Here is a 25,963-nt window from a genome sequence, read left to right as displayed (position 1 = left end):
GCTGTACAGCGATGGTTTCGCTAAAATGGCGCCATGCACAACGCAATCCCCGAAAGTTCCGGACAAGCCGATTTGGCGATTCCGGGAAATATTTTCCTCGTCGGGATGATGGGCGCAGGCAAGACCTCCGTTGGTCGAGTCCTGGCGAAGCGCTTGAGCAAGGTCTTTTATGACTCGGATCACGTGATCGAAGGTCGAACCGGGGTGAAGATACCCGTGATATTTGAAATTGAGGGTGAGTCGGGTTTTCGCCATCGTGAGTCTGCGGTTCTGGACGAACTGACTGCGCTGGACGAGGTCGTGCTCGCCACCGGCGGTGGAGCGGTACTGGTACAGGAGAATCGTGACAGGCTCCGGGCCAGGGGCACGGTCGTCTACCTCAGGGCCAGCGTCAAAGACCTGCTTAACAGAACGCGGTATGACAAGAATCGCCCGCTTTTGCAAACCGCGGATCCGCGTACGCGGATCAATGAGTTGTACGAAATGCGCGATCCGCTGTACCGCGAAGTCGCGCACCTGACGATCGATACTGGCAACCAAAGCCTCACCACCCTCGTCAACAGGTTGCATCAGGTACTCGAAACCCGGTGCGACCAACCCGCCGCTGCGCAGGACCAGCCGCGATGCGAACCGTAACGGTCGGGCTCGGCCAGCGGGCCTACCCGATTCATATCGGAGGAGGGCTGCTCGCGCGAGCCGAACTGTTCCTGCCGCACTTGCCACAGCGCAAGATATCCGTGGTCACCAATACCATGGTCGCCCCGCTCTATCTAGAAAAGTTCAGCGCAACGCTGCGCAGAGAAGGCGTGGAAATCGTCCCCGTCATATTGCCTGACGGCGAGGAGCACAAGAACTGGCAGACCCTGAATGCGATTTTCGATGCGTTGTTATCGAACCGCTGTGAGCGCAAATCAGCCATCATTGCCCTCGGTGGAGGGGTAGTGGGTGATCTTGCGGGGTTTGCCGCGGCCAGCTATCAGCGCGGGGTGCCTTTCATTCAGGTGCCAACGACACTGCTTGCGCAAGTGGATTCAGCCGTCGGCGGCAAGACCGCGATCAATCATCCGCTCGGCAAGAACATGATCGGCGCGTTCCACCAGCCGCGCATGGTCCTTGCGGACACGACGATCCTCGACACGCTGCCTGCCCGCGAACTCTCCGCCGGATTGGCCGAGGTGATCAAGTATGGTTTGATCATGGATCTGCCATTTCTCGAATGGCTGGAAGCCAATATGGACAACTTGAATAAGCGAGACCCTGCGGCGCTCGCTTATGCCGTTGGGCGTTCGTGCGAAAACAAGGCAGCAGTGGTCGCCGCAGACGAGCGCGAATCCGGCGAGCGTGCCCTTCTCAATCTCGGCCATACCTTTGGGCACGCGATTGAAGCCGGTTTGGGATATGGTACTTGGTTGCATGGCGAGGCTGTGGCGGCCGGAACCATTCTGGCGGCACGACTCTCGGAGCGCATGGGTTTGCTGACGGCCAATGACGTGGAACGCATTGCGCGCCTGTTCGTCCGTGCGGGTCTCCCAATAGAGGCGCCGTCACTGGGTCAGGACCGTTACCTTGAACTCATGGGCCATGACAAAAAAGTCGAGAATGGCAGGCTTCGCCTGGTCCTGCTCAGATCGCTGGGCGCTGCATTCATGACGACAGAATTCGATTTGCGCAACTTGCGCGAAGTCCTCGCCGGAGTAGCGGCGCATGCATGAATTGGTGGCCTACGCCGCCAATCCCGCGACTTCCCGCGGCAGGCAGTTCACCGAAACACCTCCGGTCGGGCGCACTGAATTCCAGAGGGATCGTGACCGCATCATTCACTCAACAGCTTTTCGTCGCCTCGAATACAAGACCCAGGTATTCGTCAATCACGAAGGGGATCTGTTCCGCACCCGCCTGACCCACAGCATTGAAGTCGCGCAGATCGGACGTTCAGTGGCTCGTAGTCTCGGGCTCAACGAAGACCTGGTCGAGGCCGTATCGCTGGCACACGATCTCGGGCACACACCGTTCGGCCATGCAGGCCAGGATGCGCTCAACGACTGCATGAAGGATCACGGAGGCTTCGAGCACAATCTGCAGTCGCTGCGCGTGGTCGATGTGCTGGAGCAGCGCTATGCCGCTTTCGACGGGTTGAATCTCTGTTTCGAGACTCGCGAAGGCATCCTGAAGCACTGTTCCCTCAAGAACGCGCAGAAACTGGGCGAAATCGGCGAGCGCTTCATCCGGAAACAGAGACCCTCCCTGGAGGCGCAGATCGCCAACCTGGCCGACGAAATCGCCTACAACAATCATGATGTCGACGACGGATTGCGCTCGGGACTGATAACGATCGAGCAGTTGTCGTCCGTGCGGATTTTCTCGCGGCATCTCGACAACGTCAGAACGCAATATCCGGCTCTGCTCGACCGCCGCCTGATTCATGAAACGGTGAGGCGCATGATCAACACGCTGGTTTCCGATCTGACCGAGCAAAGCCGGACATTGATCGCGCAGCATCGTCCCGGGCGGATCGATGATGTACGCAATGCGCCGCCGCTGATCGCGTTCAGCACCGGTATTCAGCAAGAACAGCAGGAGCTCAAAAAATTCCTGCACAAACACCTGTACCAGCATTACCGGGTGGCGCGTATGAGCAATAAGGCTAAACGCATTGTCACCGACTTGTTTCGGGCATTCCTGAGCGATGCGCGCCTGCTGCCGCCGGAGTTCCAGGTGCGCGCTGAAACCGACCTGCCCAGGGCAATTGCGGACTACGTCGCAGGGATGACCGACCGCTACGCCATCCGCGAGCATCGCAGACTATTTACCGTAGAGGAAACCTGATTTTGGCTCGTCTGGCTGGTAGCGCGGCAGCAGATGTGGCCGTCACGGCGGATTCGCGGTGCAATTACCCAATCCAGCTTCCTAATACCCCTGATCCGGGCTCGGAAAAGCGGGCTTTGGACGGTCCGCAGACAAGCGTCCCGTCACTGAAGATCAGTCCTATCTTGGTTGGATGGAACTGCCATTTGTCAGCCGCCGTTTATTGAAAGGGCGCGGGCAATCGCGGTACCATTCATGACTCCCCCGAATTTTCGACGGTCCCGGCGACTAGCGGGGCGGGCACCCACTACTGATACGGCTCAGAGGCAAGACGACATGGTTCATCCTTCTTTACCTGCCAGGCAGGGTCTCTATGACCCGGCCAACGAACACGATGCCTGCGGCGTAGGCTTCATTGCGAACATCAAGGGTGCCAAGAGCCATGCCATCATCGAGCAGGGCCTGCAGATCCTCAAGAACCTCACTCACCGCGGAGCGGTGGGTGCGGATCCGCTGGCCGGAGACGGTGCCGGGATCCTGATCCAGATTCCCGACCAGTTCTTCCGCGAGGAAATGGCCGGCAGGGGTGTCAAGCTGCCGCCGCCCGATGAGTACGGCGTAGGCATGGTGTTCCTGCCGCAGGAGCCGGCCTCGCGGCTGGCCTGTGAGTACGAGATCGAGCGCGCGATCAAGGACGAAGGCCAGGTGCTGCTCGGCTGGCGCGACGTGCCCCGCGACAATGCCGGCCTCGGCGAATCGGTTAAAAAGATCGAGCCGGTCATGCGGCAGGTCTTCATCGGCCGTGGTGCTGGAGTGACCGTTACGGACGCACTGGAGCGCAAGCTTTACATCATCCGCAAGGTTTCCGGGCACGCCATTCAGGTGCTCAAGTTGGAGCACAGCAAGGAATTCTATGTGCCGTCGATGTCGGCGCGCACGCTGGTTTACAAGGGAATGCTGCTGGCAGGACAGGTCGGTAGTTACTACAAGGATCTTTCCGATCCCAGGGTGGCATCGGCGCTGGCGCTGGTGCACCAGCGTTTTTCGACCAACACCTTCCCGACCTGGGATCTGGCGCATCCGTTCCGCATGATCGCGCATAACGGCGAGATCAACACGTTGCGCGGTAACGTCAATTGGCTTCGCGCCCGCCAGGGCGCCATCTTCAGCCCGATCCTGGGCAAGGATCTCGACAAGGTCTGGCCGTTGATTTACGACGGGCAGTCCGACTCCGCCTCGTTCGACAATGCGCTGGAACTGTTGACCATGAGTGGTTACTCGCTGGCGCACGCCATGATGCTGCTGATTCCCGAAGCCTGGGAAAAGCATACGCTGATGGACCCGCACCGGCGCGCCTTCTACGAATACCACGCGGCGATGATGGAACCATGGGATGGTCCGGCCGCCGTGGCGTTTTCCGATGGACGCCAGATCGGCGCAACGCTGGACCGTAACGGTCTGCGCCCCGCTCGCTATCTGGTTACCGGTGACGACATGGTCGTCATGGCTTCGGAGGCCGGCGTGCTGCCGATAGCGGAAGAGAAAATCATCAAGAAATGGCGGCTGCAGCCTGGCAAGATGTTCCTGATCGACCTCGAGACCGGTCGCATCATCGATGACAAGGAACTCAAGGATACGCTCGCCAACACCAAGCCCTACAAGGCGTGGATCGACCGCATCCGTATCAAGCTCGACGACCTGCCGGCCTCCACCAAGATAGTAGAGCAAAGCAAGGTGCCCCTGCTGGACCGCCAACAGGCCTTCGGCTACACCCAGGAAGACCTGAAGTTCATCCTCAGTCCGATGGCACAGCAGGGCGAGGAGGCGATCGGCTCGATGGGCAACGACTTGCCGCTCGCGGTGCTGTCCAACAAAAACAAGACGCTCTACCACTATTTCAAGCAGTTGTTCGCCCAGGTCACCAACCCGCCGATCGACCCGATCCGCGAGGAGCTCGTGACCTCGCTCGTCTCCTTCATCGGACCCAAGCCCAACCTGCTCGGCATCGACGAATCGAATCCGCCGATGCGCCTCGAGGTCAGCCAGCCGGTGCTGGACTTCAACCAGATGGAGACCATCCGGCACATCGATTACTACACCGGCGGCAAGTTCAAGTCCTTCGAAATCGACATCACTTACCCGGTCGCCTGGGGCAACCAGGCGATCGAGGCAAGGCTGGCCAGCCTGTGCGCGCAGGCCGAGGATGCGGTGCGCTCCGGCTACAACATTCTGGTCGTGTCGGATCGCAAACTGGACGCAACGCATGTCGCAATCCCGGCGCTGCTGGCTTTGTCCGCGATTCACCAGCACCTGGTGGGCAAGGGCTTGCGCACCTCCGCCGGCCTGGTGGTGGAAACCGGGTCCGCGCGCGAGGTGCATCACTTCGCGCTGCTCGCGGGTTACGGCGCGGAAGCGGTGCACCCTTGCATGGCGATGGAGACCATCCTCCATGCCGACGAATCGATCCCGGACGACTACCGCGGCGAGAAGGGAGTCGCCAACTACGTCAAGGCAATCGGCAAGGGCCTGATGAAGGTTATGTCGAAGATGGGCATCTCGACCTACATGTCCTACACCGGCTCGCAGATCTTCGAGGCGGTAGGCCTGAAGCGGTCGCTCGTCGACAAGTACTTCACCGGCACGACCTCGAACGTCGAGGGCATCGACGTGTTCGACGTCGCCGAGGAGGCGATCCGCGTGCATGGCGCGGCGTTCGACGAGCGCGACCCGGTGCTGGCCAACGCGCTGGATGCGGGCGGCGAGTTCGCCTGGCGCGTGCGCGGCGAAGAGCACATGTGGACGCCGGACGCGATCGCCAAGCTGCAGCAGTCGACGCGCGCGAACTCGTATTCGACCTACAAGGAATACGCCGCGCTCATCAACGACCAGTCGAAGCGTCACATGACTTTCCGCGGGCTGTTCGAGTTCAAGTTCGACCAGTGCGCGCCGGTGCCGATCGAGGAGGTCGAATCCGCGGCGGAGATCGTCAAGCGCTTCGCCACTGGTGCCATGTCGCTAGGGTCGATTTCCACGGAGGCGCACGCCACGCTTGCCATCGCCATGAACCGCATCGGCGGCAAATCCAACACCGGCGAAGGGGGCGAGGACTACAGGCGCTACGCGCCGGTGAAGGCCGGCGAGAGCCTGATGTCGCGGCTCGGCCGCGAGCGCGTGGAAGTCGACATACCGTTGGTCGCGGGGGACTCCCTCAAGTCGAAGATCAAACAGGTTGCCTCTGGTCGCTTTGGCGTCACCGCCGAGTATCTGGTGTCCGCCGAGATGCTCCAGATCAAGATCGCACAGGGGGCGAAACCCGGCGAGGGCGGGCAGCTGCCTGGCCGCAAAGTGTCCGCGTACATCGCCGAGCTGCGCTACGCGACGCCGGGAGTCGAACTGATCTCGCCGCCGCCGCACCACGACATCTACTCCATCGAAGACATCGCGCAGCTTATCCACGACCTGAAAAACGCCAACCCCGATGCTGCGATCAGCGTAAAACTCGTGTCCGAAGTGGGTGTCGGCACCGTGGCCGCGGGCGTGTCCAAGGCGAAGGCCGATCACGTCACCATTGCCGGCCACGACGGTGGCACCGGCGCCTCCCCTTGGTCGTCGATCATGCACGCGGGCACCCCGTGGGAGCTCGGACTCGCCGAGACCCAGCAGACGTTGGTGCTCAATCGCCTGCGCGGTCGCATCGCGGTCCAAGTGGACGGCCAGTTGAAGACTGGCCGCGATGTGGTGATCGGCGCCATCCTCGGAGCGGACGGATTCGGCTTCTCCACCGCGCCACTGGTGGTCGAGGGCTGCATCATGATGCGCAAATGCCACCTCAACACCTGTCCGGTGGGGGTGGCGACGCAGGACCCGGTGCTGCGCAGGAAGTTCGAAGGCAAGCCGGAGCACGTGATCAATTACTTCTTCTTCGTCGCCGAGGAGGCGCGCGAGCTGATGGCACGACTCGGCGTGAGGACGCTCGAGGAGCTGATCGGATGCACCGATCGGCTCGACATGAGAAAGGGCATCGAGCACTGGAAGGCGAGGGGGCTCGACTTCTCGAAGATCTTCTGCATGCCGCAGATGCCGGCCGATGTCGCGCGCTACAACACGGAGAAGCAGGACCACGGACTGGAGAAGGTGCTCGATCACCGCTTGATCGAGCTGGCGAAGCCGGCGCTGGAACGCGGCGAGAAGGTCACGATCGAGATGCCCATCCGCAACATCAACCGCGCTGGCGGCACCATGCTCTCGGGCGAGATCGCCAAGCGTTACGGCCATGACGGCTTGCCGGACGACACCATACATATCCGATTCGCGGGATCCGCGGGGCAGAGCTTCGGCGCCTTCCTCGCGCATGGCGTCACCCTCGACCTCATCGGCGATACCAACGACTATTGCGGCAAGGGACTGTCGGGTGGGCGCATCTCGATCCAGCCCTCGCCGAAGTTCCGCGGCGAGCCGACCGAGAACATCATCACCGGCAACGTGGTGCTCTACGGGGCGATCGCTGGCGAAGCTTATTTCCGCGGCGTTGCCGGCGAGCGCTTCGCCGTCAGGAACTCGGGCGCGCGCGCCGTGGTCGAGGGCGTAGGCGACCATGGCTGCGAATACATGACCGGCGGCACGGTAGTCGTGCTCGGCACCACCGGGCGCAACTTCGCTGCCGGCATGTCGGGCGGGATCGCGTACGTGCTGGATGAGGACGGTAGCTTCAAGACCCGCTGCAACCAGTCGATGGTGCAGCTCGAGCCGGTTTTGTCCGAAGCCGAGCAGGAGGCCAAGGTGCCGCAGGACGTGTGGCACATGAATCGGGCCGATGAAGCGATTCTCAAGGGCGCGATCGAGAAGCATGCCGGCTATACCGCGAGCGCACGCGCCACGGAAATACTTTCCAACTGGGCCGCTTACCGCGCCAAGTTCGTCAAGGTGTTTCCGTCCGAGTATCGTCGCGCGCTTGGCGAACTGGCGGCCAAGCGCCGCAAGCTGGCAGCGTAAGAACTCACCACAGAGGCGCAGAGAACACAGACTCCTGTGTTCTCCCGGTGCCTCTGTGTCTCTAGTTGTAGGGATGCAAGGGACTGAAAAATGGGGAAGATCACCGGTTTCATGGAGTACCAGCGCCTCGAGGAGCCGCACGAGCCCAAAGAGGCCCGCAAGAAGCACTACCGCGAGTTCTATGCACGCCTGTCGGACGAGGCGGCCGCGACTCAGGGCGCGCGCTGCATGGATTGCGGCATTCCGTTTTGCATGTCGGGCTGTCCGGTCAACAACATCATTCCGGACTGGAACGATCTGGTTTATCGTCAGGACTGGAAGAACGCGATCGAGGTGCTGCACTCGACCAACAACTTCCCGGAGTTCACCGGCCGCATCTGCCCCGCGCCGTGCGAGGAAGCCTGCGTGCTGCGCATCAACGCCGATGCCGTCAGCATCAAGTCGATCGAGCACGCGATCATCGACAAAGCCTGGGAAGAAGGCTGGGTGCGGCCGCAACCGGCGGCACACAAGACCGGCAAGAAAGTTGCGGTGGTCGGCGCGGGCGGCGCAGGGCTCGCTTGCGCGCAGCAGCTCGCGCGCGCCGGGCACGAGGTCACGGTATTCGAGAAGAGCGACCGCATCGGCGGCCTGCTGCGCTACGGCATCCCCGACTTCAAGCTCGAAAAGGGCGTGATCGACCGGCGCCTCGACCAGATGCGCGCCGAGGGCGTCAAGTTCCGCGCCAGGGTATTCGTCGGCGTGCAGCCGCCCGGCAAGGGCGTGGTGAGCGACGCGCGCGAAAGCATCGCGCCCGGGAAACTGATGGCCGAGTTCGATGCCGTGGTGCTTGCCGGCGGCGCCGAGCAGCCGCGCGACCTGCCGATCCCGGGCCGCAGCCTCGACGGCGTTCATTTCGCGATGGAGTTCCTGCCGCTGCAGAACAAACGCGTCGCTGGCGACTCGACGGTCCCCGAGCTGTGGGCGACCAACAAGCATGTCGTCATCATCGGCGGCGGCGACACCGGCTCGGACTGCGTCGGCACGTCCAACCGCCACGGCGCGCGCTCGGTGAGGCAGTTCGAGCTGCTGCCGATGCCTCCCGATGTCGAGCGCAATCCAGTGTGGCCGTACTGGCCGACGCGGCTGCGCACCTCTTCCTCGCACAAGGAGGGCGTGAACCGCGACTGGTCGGTCGCGACCAAGGAATTTATTGGAAGCAACAATCGTGTTACCGCCCTGAGGGCGGTTCGGCTGGAATGGAAAGACGGCAAGCCGCACGAGGTGCAGGGCTCGCAGTTCGATATGCCTGCCGATCTGGTGCTGCTAGCGATGGGCTTCGTTTCGCCCCTGCAGTCGATGCTCGACGAATTCGGCGTCGAAAGGGACGCGCGCAGCAACGTCAAGGCCGGCACCGAGGGCCCGAAGGCCTACGCGACATCGGTACCGAAGGTATTCGCCGCGGGTGATATGCGTCGCGGCCAGTCCCTCGTGGTCTGGGCAATTCGCGAAGGCCGTCAGTGCGCCCGCTCAGTGGACGAGTTTTTGATGGGCCGTTCCGAATTGCCGCGCTGAAACCCAGAATCGACAAACAATGAACGCTTGACGGCGCGAGTCTGCCTGCCGGTCACAGTTTGCCGATCAAGATCACTTTTTCGCCCTCTCACGTGTCCCGACCGAAGAACGATGTCCTCCTGCGCGCGCTACTGAGTGAGCCGACCCCGTATACGCCGGTCTGGATCATGCGGCAGGCCGGCCGCTATCTTCCCGAATACAACCAGACCCGTGCCCGCGCCGGAAGCTTCCTCGATCTATGCAAGAGCCCGGACTTCGCGACCGAGGTCACGCTGCAACCGCTCGCCCGTTTTCCGCTCGATGCAGCAATCCTGTTTTCAGACATTCTTACCATTCCCGACGCGATGGGACTGGGACTTTATTTCGCGGAAGGCGAAGGGCCGCGCTTCCAGCATCCGTTACGCGACGAGCGCGATATCCGCAATTTGATTGCGCCCGATCCAGTAGCACAATTGCCGTACGTGCTAGACGCCGTGACGCAGATCAGGAAAGCGCTGGCCGGCGCGATACCGTTGCTCGGTTTCTCCGGCAGTCCGTTCACTCTGGCGTGTTACATGATCGAGGGACGTGGTGGCAGCGATTTTCACGAAACCAGGAAAATGCTCTATGAGCGCCCCGAACTTCTGCACCACCTGCTGGAAGTCAATGCGCGTGCGGTGACGGACTATCTCAATGCACAGATCGAAGCCGGTGTCCAGGCCGTGATGATTTTCGATACTTGGGGAGGCATGCTTTCCGGGGAGGCCTTTCACGAATTTTCCCTGCGCTATATCGAGCGCGTATGCGCCCAGTTGAGACGCGAGCGGGACGGGCAAAAAATTCCGCGAATCGTCTTCACAAAAGGTGGAGGTCTATGGCTGGAGAGCCTCGCCCAATGCGGAGCCGACGCGCTGGGTCTCGACTGGACCGCCGACATCGGACAGGCGCGCGCTCGCGTTGGTGACCGTGTGGCTCTCCAGGGAAATCTCGACCCGGCTGTGCTGCTGGCGCCGCCGGAAGTCATCCGCCGGGAGGCCGGCAAGATATTGGCGGCTTACGGATATGGGACCGGCCACGTTTTCAATCTCGGCCATGGCATTTCCCAGTTCACTCCGCCTGAGAATCTGGCCGCGTTAGTGGACGCGGTACACTCGGAAAGCAGGCAGTTTCACTGAGTGGTTTACCATCGGTAGCCGCTCGAAACCCCACTGTTTATGCACAATTTCGGACTGCCGCAAGCTGAAATGCAGCAACCATGCGCCTTTCCGGGCAGTACCGTTTTAAGATATTGAATTTATTAATATAATTAATGTTGACACGCTCAATCCCGCGTCCCTTCTGGGTTTCAGACCAATTTCCCAGAGAGCAACCGGGTAGTTTCATCAACAGAATTATCCACAGTCGGTCTACGTCCAAAAAAAGCCCTTTCCCGAAAGTCAGTTAGAGCAGAGCCGCTGGGTTCCATACGCCGCCCGGATTGTCCGCCAACAGATAATGGCTATCGCAAGAGTCGCGCTCGATTGCCCGGTGAATTCGTTGTTCGACTACCGCTTGACGGGACAGCGGATATTGGCAGGGCAACTCGTCGTCGTTCCCTTCGGCAGGCGACGCCAGGTCGGATTGGTCCTCGAGGTCGCAGAGCACTCCGAGATCGCCGATGCGCGCCTGCGCGGCATCGAAAGCATCGTGCCGGTGGAGCCCTTGCCGGCCGACACGCTTGCCCTGATTCGATTTGCCAGTGAGTACTACCAATGTCCGATCGGCCAAGCCGCGTTTGTCGCCTTGCCTGCTGCATTACGGCGCGTTCGCTACGTCGCTCCTAAACCGCAATGGCAGTATGTGCTCACGATCGCTGGCAAGGAGTTGAACCCGGATCAGTTTCCGGTACGGGCCATAGTCAAGCGTCGACTGCTAGAAGCCCTGCGCTCCGTGCATGCGCTGCGCCGCCCAGATTTGCTCGCGATGTCTGCGCGTGCCGTGGAACTCGTGGAGTCGTGGGTCCAGGCGGGATGGGTGGAAAAGCATGACGAGACCGATTCTCACGCCAAACCTGATGTCACAACGAACGCGAAACATGAACTTACCGACGAACAGCGCGGCGCAGTCGACTCGATTTCGGCGGGACTGGGGTCCTACTCGCCATGGTTGCTGGAAGGCATTACCGGCAGCGGCAAGACAGAGGTCTACTTCAGATTGATCGAGCAGGCCGCCGGGCGCGGGTTGCAGACGCTGCTGATGATCCCGGAAATCAATCTCACGCCGCAACTCGAAGAACGATTTTGCGGCCGCTTTCCCGAGCTGCAGCTGGTCAGCTTGCATAGCAATCTGGCGGAAGGCGAGCGCTGTGCGAACTGGCTCGCCGCGCGCGCCGGCCAGGCCCAGGTCGTGATCGGCACCCGCTTGTCGATCTTCACCCCGCTGCCGCGACTCGGCCTGATCATCGTCGACGAAGAGCAGGATGGGTCATTCAAACAACAGGACGGTTTGCGCTATTCGGCGCGCGATCTTGCGATTTTTTTAGCGCGGCAACGGCAGGTGCCTGTCGTCCTCGGCTCGGCCACGCCGTCGCTCGAGACCTACCACAACGCGCGCAGCAAGCGCTTCGGCCATTTGCACCTAAGCCAGCGTCCCGCGGCGACCAGAGCATCCATAAAGCTCGTCGACATCCGCGGCATGGCGAAAGCGCAGAGCATTTCCGATCAGGTGTTGCAGGCGATCGGCGCACGCCAAGCCTGCAGTGAGCAAAGCCTGGTGTTCCTGAATCGACGAGGTTTCGCTCCTGCGCTGGTCTGCAACGCCTGCGGCTGGAACGCCGGATGCAGTCGCTGCAGCGCTCGCCTGGTCTGGCATCTTCGCGACGCCGTTCTGCGCTGCCATTATTGCGGACATCAGGAGCAGGTGCCACGCGCCTGCCCGTCGTGCGGCAACCAGGATTTAAAGGGTCTGGGACAGGGTACACAACGTCTCGAACAATTGCTGGGGGAACACTTTCCGGACGCGCGCGTCCTGCGCATCGACCGCGACAGCACCCGGCGCAAGCATACCTGGCACGCAATGCAGGACGATATTCGCCGTGAACGCGTGGACATCCTGGTGGGTACCCAGATGCTGGCCAAAGGGCATGACTTTCCCAAACTGACGCTCGTCGTCGTGGTCAATCCGGACAGCGCGTTGTTCTCGACCGATTTTCGCGCCGGCGAAAAATTGTTCCAGCAACTCATGCAGGTCGCGGGTCGGGCCGGGCGCGCCGATCTGCCGGGCGAGGTGCTCGTGCAGACGCAATTTCCCGAGCATCCGCTGTATCAGGCACTGGTGCGCCAGGATTACCGGACCTTCGCCGAAGAATTACTCGACGAGCGACGGCGTGCCGTGTTTCCGCCGTTTGTGTATCAGGCGCTCTTGCGCGCCGAATCGCAGAGCGAATCGTTGTTGATGGATTTCCTCGGCTACGCGGCGAGCCAGGCTGGCATAGGGCGCGAGGCAGTCACGCTTTACGATCCGGTGCCCGCAACTATTGCGAAAATAGCCGGCCATCATCGCGGGCATCTGCTGGCGCAGTCTGCGTCGCGCGCGGAATTGCAGCGCTTTCTGTCCGAATGGCGTCCCCTGCTGGTGGAAAGGAAGGCCGCCCGGGTGCGCTGGTCGCTTGATGTCGATCCGATAGAACTGTGACGGGCCGCCGTGATCGAGTCGGTATAATCCCCGCTTTTATTCGACGTAGCGCGTAATGAGCAATACCCCGTCAGACATACGTTCTCATCTCACCGATTTGCTGCATTCGGCCCTCCAGGTTGTCGCGCCTGGTGCCGCTGCCATTCCCGTGGTACTCGAGCGCCCCAAGTCTTTGCAGCACGGAGACTATGCTTCCAGTCTGGCGATGCAGCTCGCCAAACCGATGAAGCGCAATCCGCGGGAAATCGCGCAAGCGCTGGTGGAGGCGTTGCCCGCGTCACCCTTTCTGGACAAGGCCGAAGTTGCGGGCTCCGGGTTCGTCAATTTGCATTTGAAGCCCGCCGCAAAGCAACGGGTCGTGCGTGAAGCTCTGGAACACGGAGGCGCATTCGGACGCGTCAATCTCGGACATGCAAGGAAGGTGCAGGTCGAGTTTGTTTCAGCCAATCCGACCGGGCCATTGCACGTAGGACACGGACGCGGCGCGGCCTACGGGGCGAGCCTTTCCAGTCTGCTCGAAGCCGCCGGATTCTCCGTGGCTCGCGAGTATTACGTCAACGACGCCGGCCGGCAGATGGATATCCTGGCGCTATCCGTGTGGATGCGCTATCTCGAAATCAACGGAACAACGCTGTCGTTTCCGCCGAATGCCTACCAAGGAGACTATGTGCGTGACATGGCGCGCCAACTCCACGAAGCGCAAGGAAAGCGCTACCTGCATCCCGCCGATGCCGTGTTGGGCGGTGTGCCGTCGATTGAAGCCGACCCGGAAGCGCATCTCGACGGACTGATTGCGAACGCCAAGCGGCTGCTCGGCGCGGATTACGACAGCCTGCATGACTTCGTGCTGACCGAACAGCTCAGCGATTGCCGCAACGATCTGCTCGAATTCGGCGTCACCTTCGACTCCTGGTTCTCGGAGAAATCATTGTTCGATTCCGGGCTCGTCGAACGGGTCGTCGAAAAGCTGGAGAAAAGCGGTCACCTTTTCCAGAAAGAGGGGGCGAAATGGTTCCGCTCGACCGAATTCGGCGATGAGAAAGACCGCGTCGTCCAGCGCGAAAACGGCCAGTACACCTATTTCGCGTCCGACATTGCCTATCACCTCAACAAATACGAGCGCGGCTTCGATCGCGTGATCAACGTCTGGGGCGCGGATCACCACGGCTACATTGCGCGCGTCAAGGGCGCGCTGCAGGCGCTCGGCCTGGATCCCGACAGGCTCACGATCGCGCTGGTGCAGTTCGCCGTGCTCTACCGCGACGGCCAGAAGGCGCCGATGTCCACGCGTGCCGGTGAATTCGTCACGTTGCGTGAATTGCGCAACGAAGTCGGCAACGACGCGGCGCGCTTCTTCTATGTGCTGCGCAAGAGCGACCAGCACCTGGACTTCGATCTCGACCTCGCAAAATCACAAAGCAACGATAATCCGGTGTACTACATCCAGTACGCGCACGCGCGTGTCTGTTCCGTCATGGAGCAATGGGGCGGAAATCCGGCGGAGCTGGTCAACGCCGACCTGACGCCGCTCGTTGAAGAGCAGGAACTGCAGATTCTGCAGAAACTGCTGGATTATCCGGAACAGATCGAAGGCGCAGCGCGCGAACTTGCGCCGCACCTGCTGGCGTTCTATCTCAAGGATCTTGCGGGTGGCTTTCACAGCTATTACAACTTCACGCGTCTGCTGGTCGAAGACGATCGCATCAAGCTGGCGCGACTGGCTTTGGCAGCGGCGATTCGCCAGGTATTGCGTAATGGACTCGAGATCCTTGGCGTGGGCGCCCCCGACAGGATGTAAGGTAAACTTCCGTAATGAGCCGCGACTACAAAAACAGCGGATCTGCCGCGGCCGGTGGACGCGGCAGTCCGATATGGGTCGGCATCCTGATCGGGTTGCTGGTCGGCCTTTGCATTGCTCTCGGCGTTGCCCTGTACATCAACAAGGGCGCCAATCCCTTTCTCCAGAAGCAGAAGGCCGCAGAGAAATCCACAGAGAAATCCACCGACCCGCAGAAGGAGTCTCCCGCCACGGAGACATCGAAGCCGTTCCCGCCTGCGGGCGAGAAACACGCCAAGAGCGGCGAGGTCAAACCGCGCTTCGACTTCTACAAAATCCTGCCGGGTACCGAAGAAGCGGTTACGGACAAGGAATTCAAACGGACTTCCCCTGCTGCGGCCAAGGAAGTTTATTTCCTGCAGGTGGCGGCCTTCCAGAGTCCTTCCGACGCGGACAATCTCAAGGCGCGCCTGGCTCTTGCCGGTATCGAGACTCAGATCCAGACCGCCACGCTGCCGGACGGCCAGGTATGGCACCGCGTGAGAGTTGGCCCGTTCTCGAGCCAGGATGAACTAAGCAAGTCACGTGCTGCTCTGAAGGAAAACAAGCTGGAAGCAAACCTGATCAAGGTTCGCGAATAGAATCGGCGATTGCCAACGTTACGGGAATGACATGAAACAATTACGCCCCATTTTTCTTGCCGCGCTGACGATACTGGGATTCGTACTTGCGTCGGCCGCTGCAGCCAAGCCTGTGCTGGACAAGGAATACAAGCTGATCGATCCACCTCAACCCCAGCCGGCCACGGTGAAGGGCGTCGAGGTGCTGGAGTTTTTCAATTACGCCTGCTCGCATTGCTATGAATTCGAACCGAATCTGAAGACCTGGCTGAAGAACAAACCGAAGAATGCGGAGTTCCGCTACGTCCCGGCGGTTTTCAATGAACGCATGATCCCGCTAGCCAAGATCTACTACACGCTCGAAGAAATGGGAGCGCTCGAAAAACTGCATGACAAGGTGTACTACGCGATCCATCAGCAACAGTTGAATCTGACAGACCGGGCGATTCTGCTGAAATGGATCGGCGAACAGGGAGTCGACACCAAGAAATTCGAAGCGACCTTCGACTCCTTCAGTGTGAACAACAAGGTGCAGCGCGCCACGCAGATGACGCGCAACTATCGTATCCCCGGCACGCCCTATCTGATCATCGGCGGCCGTTACCTGACCGGGCCCTCGATGTCCTTGCGTGCCGACGGCAATGTCGATCATAACCGGCTCATGCAGGTCCTGAACGAGCTGATCGATCTGAGCCAGGGCGGTGCACGCTAACCCGCCCTCGGCGGGATCGTGAAGCAGTTCATTGCCGCGCTAAGCCCGGCGTGGCTGATCGCGGCCGGGCACCTGTTCGCGTTGATGCCTGGCGCAATGGCAGCAGAGCCGATGGAGGACGTGGACTACGTTCTCGTTGTGCCCCAGCCGGTGGCAGTCCCGGGCAAGATCGAAGTCATCGAATTTTTCCATTACGGCTGCGAATCGTGCAACCGCCTCGAGCCGCAGCTCCAATCCTGGCTGAAGACCGTCCCCCACGACACCTCTTTCCGGCGCGTGCCGGCCCTTCGGCGCATGGCCTGGGTCCCGCTCACCAGGGTTTATTTCGCCCTCGAACAACTCGGGGAAATTGAAAGATTGCATATGCAGGTTTATCAGGTCGTACATGAGGGGGGGCTCAATCTCGGCAATTCCACCGAACTCCGCGCATGGGCGCAGAAGTCCGGTCTCGATAGCGTGAAACTCGAGCAAATGCTGGACTCCGATCTGGTCAGGGCGCAGGTGCAGCGGGCACGCGATGCGACCGTGGCGTATGGCATTCGCGCCACGCCATCCTTCGTCGTGGACGGAAAATACATGACCAGTGGCCGCATGGCCGGCAGTCTGGATGCGCTGTTGCCCATAGTCGATGGCCTGATCGACAAGGCGCGTGCAGCGCGTGCACTGAAATGAAGGCGCCGGCCCGGAAGGTCATCATTACCGGCGCCTCCAGCGGCATAGGCAGAGCCCTCGCGCTGGAATACGCCGGACGCGGTGCCACGCTTGGTCTGATCGCGCGTCGCGCGGATCTTCTCACGCAACTTGCGGCGTCGCTGCCGGTTCGGTCCTACACGTATGCCGTGGATGTAACGGACGCGCGCGCGCTGGCGATGGCTGCGGAGGATTTCGTCGCCCGTGTGGGAAGTCCCGATGTCGTGATCGCGAATGCAGGGATAAGTGCCGGTACGCTCACAGGCAATCCCGAGGACAACGCGGTGTTCGAAGAAATCATGGCGATCAACGTCATTGGAATGATGCTGACCTTTCAGCCATTCGTCGAAGCGATGAAACGGCAGCGCGAGGGTGTACTGGCCGGGATCGCCAGCGTAGCCGGATTTCGCGGTATTCCGGGCGCCGCGGCGTATTCCGCGTCGAAAGCAGCCGCGATCTCCTATCTCGAAAGCTTGCGTGTCGAATTGCACGGCAGCGGTGTATCGGTCGTGACGATTTGCCCGGGGTATGTCGCCACGTCGATGACTTCGAAAAATCCCTATCGCATGCCGTTTTTAATGCATGCCGAGGTAGCAGCTTCGAAGGTGGCTACGGCGATCGCCGCACGCAAAAAGTTTTACGTTCTGCCCTGGCAGATGGCGCTGGTTGGCTGGGTGTTGCGCCGGTTGCCGCGGCCGTTGTATGACCTGCTGTTCGCGCGCGCGCCGCACAAGCCGCGTCGGCCGCCCCGCTGAACCCGCCGCGTCTTCAGTGTAAGGAAATTTCCAGTACCGACTCGAGTTCGGCTATCGCGATGGCCGGATCCTCCACTTTGATGGTGCGCATTCCCATGGTTCGCGCAGGCTTCAGGTTGGTGCCCAGGTCATCCAGATAGACCGCCTGCGACGCGCTTATGCCGAGTTGCTCGCAAGCCCGTTCGAAGAACCGAATCTCGGGTTTGCGCACGCCGATTTTGGAAGATTCGATGACGACGTCGAACAAGTCGAGAATTCCCTTCCATTCGACGGCGCGCCCCGGGTCACGCTCAAACCCCCGCCCAGGCCCCGCGGCTACGTTATTGGTGACGCAGGCATTGGTAAAGTGGCGCTTGCAGGCCCTGAGCGCTGCGACCATGGCCGGCCGGACTTCACCATAAAGGAGATCGATGACATCGAGCCCGCGCACTTCGTGACCGGCGGCCTGCGTTTCCGCGGCGAAAACTTCGTCGAACTCATGAGGCGACAGTTCCGATCGCTCGAAACGCGCCCAGGCATTGTAATCGTGGTTGCGCGCATTGATGCCGCGCAGGAAATCGGCAGGCAATCCGCGTTCCTCTTCGAAACGTCGAAACGCCAGAAAAGGACTTTCCGTCATCACGCCGCCGAAATCCCACAGCACGGCGCATATCGCCGGATTGGGCATCGCTACTTCTTGGCCTTTTTGTAGGTGTCCACGGCGCGCTTGAGCTCCTTGTATTCCTCGCACGGAATCGGCGAACAGATTCTCTGCAGCTCGGCGAGATGTTGCTCCGCCTTGGGCAGGTTGTCGGTCAAAAGATAGGCCTCCCCGATGTATTCATGTGCGTGCTTGTTCGTCGGATCGAGCTTCAACGCTTCGTTGTACTGGACGAATGAAGCGTCGAACCTCCCGGTCTTACGATATGCGTATCCCAGGAGATTGTGCGCATCGGAATTGTTCGGCACGGCCTGCACCGCCTTCGAGAGCAGGTCGATCGCCTTTTTCCACTCCTGCGATTCCACGGCTTTTTTGCCCTCCAGGTAGTTTGGATCACTGCTCTCGGTTGATTCCTCCGAGCCCATATTCGCTACGGCCGTCGGCAGTATGATCAGGCTCAGGACGGCAAGCATTGAGGGAATCAATAATTTCAGGAATTTCTGCATGTCCTCCTCCGTTCGACATATTCGACGGCTCGTTCGGCAATTCGCATTTCCATGCTTATTCGACAGTGACAGACTTTGCCAGATTGCGCGGTTTGTCGACATCCGTGCCCTTGGTAAGTGCGGCGTGATACGCCAGCAACTGCAGTGGCAGCGTGTGCAGGATGGGGCTCAGGTAACCTGCGTGTTCGGTCATGCGGATGATATGCACCCCATCCTCGGCCTGAATATGGGTGTCGGCATCGGCGAACACGTAGAGCTCGCCACCGCGGGCGCGGACTTCTTGCAAGTTGGACTTGAGTTTCTCCAGCAACGCATCATTCGGGGCGATCGCGATTACCGGCATCTCCTTGTCCACCAGTGCCAGCGGTCCGTGCTTGAGCTCGCCGGCCGGGTAGGCCTCCGCGTGGATATAGGAAATCTCCTTGAGCTTGAGCGCGCCTTCCATCGCGATCGGATAGTGCATGCCTCGACCGAGGAACAGTGCATGTTGTTTATCGGCAAATCGCTTCGCCCATTTTGCAACCTCGGGTTCGAGCGTGAGCACCTGTTGCAGTGCAGAAGGCAGGTGCCGCAGCGCTTGCAGATGCTTTTGCTCATCCGCCGCGGAAAGCCGACCACGCGTTTTGGCCAGCACCAGCGTCAGCAAAAACAGCGCTGCGAGTTGAGTAGTAAATGCCTTGGTCGAGGCCACGCCGATCTCGGGTCCGGCGCGCGTGAGAAATTTCAGACTGGCGTGTCGGATCAATGAGCTTTCCGCCACATTGCATATTGCCAGCGCGAGGTTCTGCCCAAGCGATTTGGCGAATTGCAGCGCGGCTATCGTATCCGCGGTCTCTCCTGACTGGGATATGGCGATGACCAGTGTGTCGGGATTCGGTACACTCTCCCGATAGCGGAATTCACTGGCGATCTCGACCGAGCAGGGAATGCCTGCGATTGCCTCTATCCAATAACGCGCAACCAGCCCGGCGTGATAGCTGGTTCCGCAGGCGAGCACGGTGACTGCGTTGATCCGCTTCATCATGCTCTCGGCCTCGACGCCGAACAACTGCGGCACGATCGATTGGGCGCCGATGACCATCTCCAGCGTATTGGCCACCGCCCCTGGCTGCTCGAAGATTTCCTTCTGCATGTAGTGACGGTACGGCCCGAGTTCTACCGCGTCTGCGGACAATTTGCTTTCATGCACGGACCGGATCACTTCGCTGCCTGTGCTGTCGCAGATTTGCACGCCGTTCAACCCGATCTCGGCCACATCGCCATCTTCGAGATAGATGACCTTCTTGGTGACCTGCAGCAGCGCAGAAGCGTCCGATGCGGCGAAGTTTTCACCTTTGCCCAGTCCCAGCAGCAATGGCGCGCCCTTGCGCGCGACTACCAGCGTTTCAGGACTTTTCTCCGACAACACCGCGATCGCGTAGGCCCCGCGCAACTCGGCGACGGCTTTGCGCACGGCGGCGAACAGGTTGCCATCCTGTTTCCAGTGCAGATGAATCAGGTGTGCGACGACTTCGGTGTCGGTATCGGAGGCGAAGCGATACCCGGCAGTCGAAAGCCGTGCGCGTATCTCTTCGTGATTTTCGATGATGCCGTTGTGAACGACCGCAAAGCCGTCCTCGCTGACATGAGGATGGGCGTTGCGCTCCGAAGGAACCCCGTGCGTGGCCCAGCGGGTGTGTGCGATGCCAAGGTTGCCGTGAACCTTCGCCTGATCCGCCATCTCGGCGAGCGAAGCCACGCGCCCGATACTGCGCAGGCGATGCAGACCGCCATTGACTACCGCAATCCCCGCGGAATCGTAGCCGCGATACTCAAGCTTGCGCAGACCCTCGATCAGGATGGGAACGATATTACGCCGAGCGACTGCGCCTACGATTCCACACATAAATGTATTGACCGATGATTTAGTGGCTAGTGATCGATGAACGGCCAAGCATGTTGAATGCGGTCGTTACTTTGGACTCTTCTTGGTTGGGCGTACCCAGCCGGACACGGATATCTGTTTGGAGCGCGATAGCGTCAGCGCTTCCGCGGGGGCATCTTTGGTGATCGTGCTCCCTGCGCCGATGGTGGCACCACGACCAATGGTGACCGGCGCGACCAGTTGTGTATCTGAGCCGATGAAGGCGCCGTCCTCGATCACAGTACGATATTTGTTGGCGCCGTCGTAGTTGCAGACAATGGTGCCCGCACCGATGTTGACGCCGCTGCCTATCGTCGTGTCGCCAAGGTAGCTCAGGTGGTTGGCCTTGGACTTGTTGCCAATTTCGGTCGCCTTGGTCTCGACGAAATTGCCGATATGCACGTCGTCGGCCAGCCGTGTACCGGGACGCATCCGCGCATAGGGACCGATCTGGCAGTTGGCACCTATGACGACCCCATTGAGATGACAGTAAGGCGCGATCTCGCTGCCTGCCCCGATTTCGACATTCTTCAGCACGCAACCCGGGCCGACTCTGACTTCATCCGCCAGCCGGACCTTTCCTTCAAATACGCAGTTTACGTCGATAAATACATCGGCGCCGCAATCGAGTTCGCCACGCAAATCGAAACGCCATGGATCAGCCAGCGTCGCACCACGCGCCATGAGGCCCCTGGCATTTTGCAATTGATGAACGCGTTCAAGATAGGCCAGCTGCTCCTTGCTGTTAACGCCCAGGATCTCCCACTCGTCTGCCGGAATGGTCGAGCTCACTTCGGTTTTCGATGCAATTGCAAGGCGCACCACATCGGTCAGGTAGTATTCTTTCTGTGCATTGTGGTTGGTCAGCTTTGATAGCCAGTGCTGCAGCAGGTCCGTCGGTGCGTAGAGAATGCCGGTGTTGATCTCCCCTATGGCTTTCTCTTTTGGACTTGCATCCTTGTCCTCGACGATACATTGGATGCGGCCGGCGCGATCCCGAATTATGCGGCCGTAGCCCGTGGGATCGCTTAGTGTCGCAGTAAGAACTCGCAGACCCGGTTTCGACATGAGGTCCTTAAGCGTGTTGTCCCGGGTAAGCGGCACATCGCCATACAACACCAATGTGCTGCCGCCGGGCAGCAGGTAGGGCAAGGCCTGCCGGACTGCGTGACCGGTGCCAAGCTGCGGCTCTTGTCGTATGAACTTGACCGGTGCATTCCCGAAGGCGGACGGAACCGCGTCACCTCCGTGGCCGTAGATGACGATGGTGCGCTCAGACCGCAGCGCCATTGCGCGCTCCAGCACATGACCGAGCATCGGTTTGCCGCCGATGGCGTGCAAGACCTTGGGAAGCCGGGAGTGCATGCGCGTACCCTTACCCGCGGCAAGGATCACGACGTTGAGAGGGGCTTTTTTCACAGGAAAGCGCGAAGACTGTGCCAGGAATTATCGCATAAGCCCCCGGTTTGGTTGCTGCGGGTAACCCGTTTGAGCCTCTCCGATTGGGTCAAAGGGCAGTTCGTCCCGCGTAAACCCATTCGAGCAACGCATCCTGCACAGGCTGCGTATCGCCTGCACGAGGGTGGTTGATGATCATTACGACGGCGAGCATTCGGCCACGCGCGTCAAGGGTGTAACCGGCGAGCGCGCGTACGCCTTCGATATAGCCTGTCTTCACGTGGGCCTGTCCCGCGGCCGGAGAATTGTTCAACCGCTTTTTCATTGTGCCGTCGATCGCCGTTAACGGCAGGGAGGCCATGTATTCCGGCATCAACGGGCTGCGATAGGCGGCGATCAGCACCTGGGCGAGGTGTCGGGAACTGATTCTATTGACACGCGACAGCCCCGCGCCGTTTTCGACCACAAGCTCGGGAAAGGAAAGTCCACGCCGGCCAAGCCATTCGCGCAGTGCGCGTTGTGATTTTTCGAGGGTAGCGGGCGGATCCTCACGCACGCCCAGGGTGAGAAAGATCTGCCGCGCCATGACGTTGATGCTGAATTTGTTGACCTCGCGGATCAATTCGGAGAGCGGCGGCGATTGCCAGGTGATGAACAGTTCCGCCGTTGCGGCAAGTTCGGCGTCCAGCACGCGGCCTGACCAGCTGCCACCGACCTGCTGCCAGAACTGCCGGAACAGCGTTGCTGCGTAGTCATTCGCTGAGAGCAGGCTGAAATAACGAAACTTCTCGCCGCAGCCCGATGGAAACACACCAGAAAACGTCAGGGTATTTTCGTTGATCCCGGGCTTCTCCGGCCATACGTCGCAGTTTCCCGGCCCGAGACGAAGGTTGTTCACCAGCCGTAACTGCGGCAGGGGCGGGTCCGAGAATATGCCGACCGTCTGTCTTCTTTCGTCCGGCACGAACTGGAGCCGGAATGTCTTGTAATTGATCAGCAGCGCGTCCGGTCCGACGTTATAAGGCCGCGACGGCTCGCTATCGAACAGCGCCGGATCGTGGTTGTCGATGGCGAAAAAGCTGCGGTCGAGCAACAAATCACCCGTGATGTCACGCACGCCGCGGTTGCGAAGATCACGCAGAAACAGCCAAAGACTCTCCACGTTGAATTTTGGATCGCCATAGCCCTTCAGCACCAGATTGCCATCGAGCCGGTCACCGTCAAGCTTGCCATCCAGCCAGGCTTCGGTCTTCCATGTATAAGCCGGTCCGAGCAATTCGAGCGCCGCGAACGTGGTAAGCAACTTCATCGCGGAGGCTGGATTGAGCGCCTGGTCGGCACCGAAGGACAACACCTCGCGGTCGCTGGTGAGGTCATGCACGTAGACCCCGACCTCGCTTTCGGGAACGCCGGCCTGTGCCAGGGCGGCGGCTATGCTCGCCGGCAGCCTGTTCAGCGCTGTAGCGCAAACGGTCGCCGGCAATACGGCGAGCAGCAAGAGGATGAATCGGATACGCACGGACATCACGATGGCAGCGGCCAAGGAAGGCGCGATCGGCGCCGCATCAGTCCGTGCCATCCAGGATTGCGCAGGTACCTTCGACGAGCATGTCCATGTGTTCTTCCGCAATGACATACGGCGGCATGAAGTAAACGGTGTTGCCGAGCGGTCGCAGCAACAGTCCCCGGTCTAGCGCCGAGCGATAGAACTTTCGCGGGAACAACGGGTCCTTCGTCGCGACTTCGAATGCCCAGATCATGCCGGTATTGCGGAACTGTCTGACACGGGGATGCTGAACGATTTTTCGACACCGTCTGGACATCTGCGCGGACTTGGCCCGATTCGCGGCGATAACGTCGTCCTGCTCGAAAATATCCAGGACTGCCAGCGCGGCACGACAGGCGAGCGCGTTGCCGGTATAGGAATGGGAATGGAGGAAGCCTCGCGCCATTTCATCGTCGTAGAACGCACGGTAGATGTCGTTGGTCGTCATTGTTACCGACAACGGCAGGTAGCCGCCGGTGATGCCCTTGGACAGGCAGACGAAGTCCGGGCGAATACCGGCCTGTTCGCAGGCGAGAAAACTGCCGGTGCGACCGAATCCTACCGCGATTTCGTCGGCGATAAGGTGCACGCCGTGGCGATCGCACAGAGCTCGGGCTTCGCGCAGAAAGCGCGGGTGGTACATTGCCATCCCGCCCGCGGCCTGGACCAGCGGTTCGACGATCAGGGCCGCAGTCTGCGCGTGCGCTGCGGCGAGATAAGCTTCCAGCGCGTCCGCCGCACGAATAGCAACATTTTCGGCCCTTTCCCCGGGACGCGCATCGCGCCAATCCGGCGAGGGAAGTTGGGTGCTCTGCCTCAATAGCGTCGCATACGTATCCCGAAACAGGGGCACATCCGTCACCGACAGAGCACCCAGTGTCTCCCCGTGGTAGCCGTTTTTCAGGCTGACAAATCCCTGTTTCTCAGAACGTCCGCTGTTTTTCCAGTAATGGAAACTCATTTTCAGGGCGATCTCGACCGCGGATGCGCCGTCGCTGCCGTAGAAACAATGCGACAGGCCGGTCAGCGTCGACAGTCGCTCAGAAAGCTGCACGACCGGCTCATGAGTGAAGCCGGCAAGGATCACGTGTTCCAGCCTGCCGAGCTGTTCGGTCAGCGCAGCATTGATGCGCGGATTGGCATGCCCGAAGAGATTGACCCACCAGGAGCTGATCGCATCGAGATAGCGGTTACCGTCGAAGTCATACAGCCACATCCCGTCTCCGCGCGCGATCGGCACCAGCGGCATTTGCTCGTGATGCTTCATCTGGGTGCAGGGGTGCCAGACGGAGCGCAGGCTGCGGGCGAGCAGATCCTGGTTGCGAGGCAAATTGGAATTCATCAGGATGCAGAGCAGGTAGTGGCGCGGCTGGACATCGCGCGCAGTAAGACATTTTTTCGGCGGTGAATCAAGCGGGAGTATTGGCGCTCTGCGGGTTTGGCTGCCAGGCAGTCAGGCATCGTTGATGCTTTACTCTTTGAAGGTAGCCCGATATAAGCTGCCGAGATATCCGGTGTAAAGGAGGTTCTGCATGAACTTGCTGGAAACCATCACCGAGCATATATCCGCCAAACCCCTGCCTTTGGTGGCGGTTACTGTCGCGGCCGTGCCATGCCCGGACACCCCGGTGATCCTGACGCTGCACTGGCATGGCTTCGTCGAGGAAAAAATCATCGAATGCGAAGAAGCCGAGACGGTGGCTTACAAGCCAATCCCGAGCTCAGCACTTCAGGTTAACGGTCGCTGGAGCGACTTGGCCATGCTGGATCGGGCGGCCATGGAAGCGGGCTGGGAGCTCGGTGCTTGGGATGTAGCCCGCGCCGAGCGAGCAGGATGCACTCGCCCGGGGGCGGATTCGAGCGAAGCCCTGGAATGTTTGCAGGCTTTCGGGTCGTTTCCTTACGGATTCAACGATTTCCCGGTTGTGGAGGCAGAAGCACCCGATGCGGCGGAACTGGTTACTCTTGCGGCTCGTCGGGGCTACCTGATGTGGATGTTCCGTCCGGTTTATCGTGGTATTTGGGCGGAGTTTGCCGATGACACCACGTTGGGTGCGGACGGCACGCGGACTCCGCCGTGCCCGATTGAGTCGGTGCCGCCCATTGGCAATGGCTCCAGAAAAACTGTGTATCGCTTTGGCGTGCCGGGTTCCTGCTCCCTCATCAACTGAGTTGCGTAAGCACCCTGACGCCGACTTAGAGCGAGTACGTCGCCCACCTTTTATGTAAGCGCCCGCTTACATCCTGTTTGGCTTGGTCCGGACCTCGAGATTCGGGAGTATGTACTTGACGAAACCCATCCAAATAGCCGTTTTCCATCATGGGCATGAAAATCTGCCCCAAAACCGCACGATTTCTCGCAAAAAAGTAAAACTTTCCCTTGACTAAAGACATTTAGTTAAGTAAAATGTTTC

At 60.3% G+C, this 25,963-nt stretch carries 19 protein-coding genes; 13 read left to right on the top strand and 6 right to left on the bottom strand.

Features of this window, described 5'->3' with window-relative positions; all coding sequences use genetic code 11:
• Positions 1-33 precede the first annotated feature (33 nt).
• The 12 genes from aroK to HY067_11465 all read left to right on the top strand — a co-directional run bounded on the left by aroK (position 34) and on the right by HY067_11465 (position 17,556).
• The gene (gene aroK, locus HY067_11520; protein ID MBI3528584.1) at positions 34-636 is read left to right on the top strand and encodes a shikimate kinase AroK; all 603 of its coding nucleotides are present in this window, start codon (positions 34-36) and stop codon (positions 634-636) included.
• Positions 624-1,712 carry a 3-dehydroquinate synthase gene (gene aroB / locus HY067_11515; protein MBI3528583.1) on the top strand — a complete coding sequence of 363 codons (1,089 nt, stop codon included), beginning with the start codon at positions 624-626 and terminating at the stop codon, positions 1,710-1,712. The genes aroK and aroB overlap by 13 nt, the downstream gene beginning before the upstream one ends.
• Positions 1,705-2,826 carry a deoxyguanosinetriphosphate triphosphohydrolase gene (locus HY067_11510; GenBank protein ID MBI3528582.1) on the top strand — a complete coding sequence of 374 codons (1,122 nt, stop codon included), beginning with the start codon at positions 1,705-1,707 and terminating at the stop codon, positions 2,824-2,826. The genes aroB and HY067_11510 overlap by 8 nt, the downstream gene beginning before the upstream one ends.
• A 315-nt stretch (positions 2,827-3,141) precedes the next feature.
• Positions 3,142-7,797: a glutamate synthase large subunit gene (gene gltB / locus HY067_11505; protein MBI3528581.1), complete on the top strand. Its 4,656-nt coding sequence runs from the start codon at positions 3,142-3,144 to the stop codon at positions 7,795-7,797.
• Between the two features lie 90 nt (positions 7,798-7,887).
• Positions 7,888-9,351, top strand: a complete 1,464-nt coding sequence (locus tag HY067_11500; GenBank protein ID MBI3528580.1) for a glutamate synthase subunit beta — start codon at positions 7,888-7,890, stop codon at positions 9,349-9,351.
• A 92-nt stretch (positions 9,352-9,443) separates the two neighbouring features.
• Complete coding sequence (locus HY067_11495) at positions 9,444-10,505, top strand: uroporphyrinogen decarboxylase (protein ID MBI3528579.1); 1,062 nt, start codon at positions 9,444-9,446, stop codon at positions 10,503-10,505.
• A 319-nt stretch (positions 10,506-10,824) separates the two neighbouring features.
• Positions 10,825-13,002, top strand: coding sequence for a primosomal protein N' (locus tag HY067_11490; protein ID MBI3528578.1), 2,178 nt, complete (start codon positions 10,825-10,827; stop codon positions 13,000-13,002).
• 55 nt (positions 13,003-13,057) lie between these two features.
• Positions 13,058-14,800, top strand: a complete 1,743-nt coding sequence (locus HY067_11485; protein ID MBI3528577.1) for an arginine--tRNA ligase — start codon at positions 13,058-13,060, stop codon at positions 14,798-14,800.
• Between the two features lie 14 nt (positions 14,801-14,814).
• Positions 14,815-15,420 (top strand): SPOR domain-containing protein, encoded by a 606-nt coding sequence (locus tag HY067_11480; GenBank protein MBI3528576.1) that lies wholly within the window; start codon positions 14,815-14,817, stop codon positions 15,418-15,420.
• Between the two features lie 31 nt (positions 15,421-15,451).
• Positions 15,452-16,111 carry a thiol:disulfide interchange protein DsbA/DsbL gene (locus HY067_11475; protein MBI3528575.1) on the top strand — a complete coding sequence of 220 codons (660 nt, stop codon included), beginning with the start codon at positions 15,452-15,454 and terminating at the stop codon, positions 16,109-16,111.
• An 18-nt stretch (positions 16,112-16,129) separates the two neighbouring features.
• Positions 16,130-16,783, top strand: coding sequence for a thiol:disulfide interchange protein DsbA/DsbL (locus HY067_11470; protein ID MBI3528574.1), 654 nt, complete (start codon positions 16,130-16,132; stop codon positions 16,781-16,783).
• The gene (locus tag HY067_11465; GenBank protein MBI3528573.1) at positions 16,780-17,556 is read left to right on the top strand and encodes an SDR family oxidoreductase; all 777 of its coding nucleotides are present in this window, start codon (positions 16,780-16,782) and stop codon (positions 17,554-17,556) included. Before HY067_11470 ends, HY067_11465 begins: the two co-directional genes overlap by 4 nt.
• Before the next feature lie 13 nt (positions 17,557-17,569).
• Here HY067_11465 and HY067_11460 read toward each other — a convergent pair whose 3' ends face one another.
• The 6 genes from HY067_11460 to HY067_11435 form a co-directional block, all read right to left on the bottom strand.
• Positions 17,570-18,223 (bottom strand): HAD-IA family hydrolase, encoded by a 654-nt coding sequence (locus HY067_11460; GenBank protein ID MBI3528572.1) that lies wholly within the window; start codon positions 18,221-18,223, stop codon positions 17,570-17,572.
• Positions 18,224-18,225: 2 nt separating this feature from the next.
• Positions 18,226-18,702, bottom strand: a complete 477-nt coding sequence (locus tag HY067_11455) for a tetratricopeptide repeat protein (GenBank protein ID MBI3528571.1) — start codon at positions 18,700-18,702, stop codon at positions 18,226-18,228.
• A gap of 55 nt (positions 18,703-18,757) precedes the next feature.
• Positions 18,758-20,587 carry a glutamine--fructose-6-phosphate transaminase (isomerizing) gene (glmS, locus tag HY067_11450; protein MBI3528570.1) on the bottom strand — a complete coding sequence of 610 codons (1,830 nt, stop codon included), beginning with the start codon at positions 20,585-20,587 and terminating at the stop codon, positions 18,758-18,760.
• Between the two features lie 66 nt (positions 20,588-20,653).
• A complete protein-coding gene (gene glmU, locus HY067_11445; protein ID MBI3528569.1) occupies positions 20,654-21,970 on the bottom strand; it encodes a bifunctional UDP-N-acetylglucosamine diphosphorylase/glucosamine-1-phosphate N-acetyltransferase GlmU in 1,317 nt (438 codons plus the stop codon).
• 142 nt (positions 21,971-22,112) lie between these two features.
• Positions 22,113-23,450, bottom strand: coding sequence for a D-alanyl-D-alanine carboxypeptidase/D-alanyl-D-alanine-endopeptidase (dacB, locus tag HY067_11440; protein MBI3528568.1), 1,338 nt, complete (start codon positions 23,448-23,450; stop codon positions 22,113-22,115).
• 118 nt (positions 23,451-23,568) lie between these two features.
• A complete protein-coding gene (locus HY067_11435) occupies positions 23,569-24,891 on the bottom strand; it encodes an adenosylmethionine--8-amino-7-oxononanoate transaminase (GenBank protein MBI3528567.1) in 1,323 nt (440 codons plus the stop codon).
• Positions 24,892-25,081: 190 nt separating this feature from the next.
• Here HY067_11435 and HY067_11430 point away from each other — a divergent pair, with 190 nt between their 5' ends.
• Complete coding sequence (locus HY067_11430) at positions 25,082-25,720, top strand: diguanylate cyclase (GenBank protein MBI3528566.1); 639 nt, start codon at positions 25,082-25,084, stop codon at positions 25,718-25,720.
• Positions 25,721-25,963 lie beyond the last annotated feature (243 nt).

This window comes from Betaproteobacteria bacterium (assembly GCA_016194905.1).
Classification (GTDB): Bacteria; Pseudomonadota; Gammaproteobacteria; order Burkholderiales; family JACQAP01; genus JACQAP01.
The sequence above is the reverse complement of the archived record's forward strand: the minus strand, read 5'-3'. Positions and strand labels throughout refer to the sequence as shown.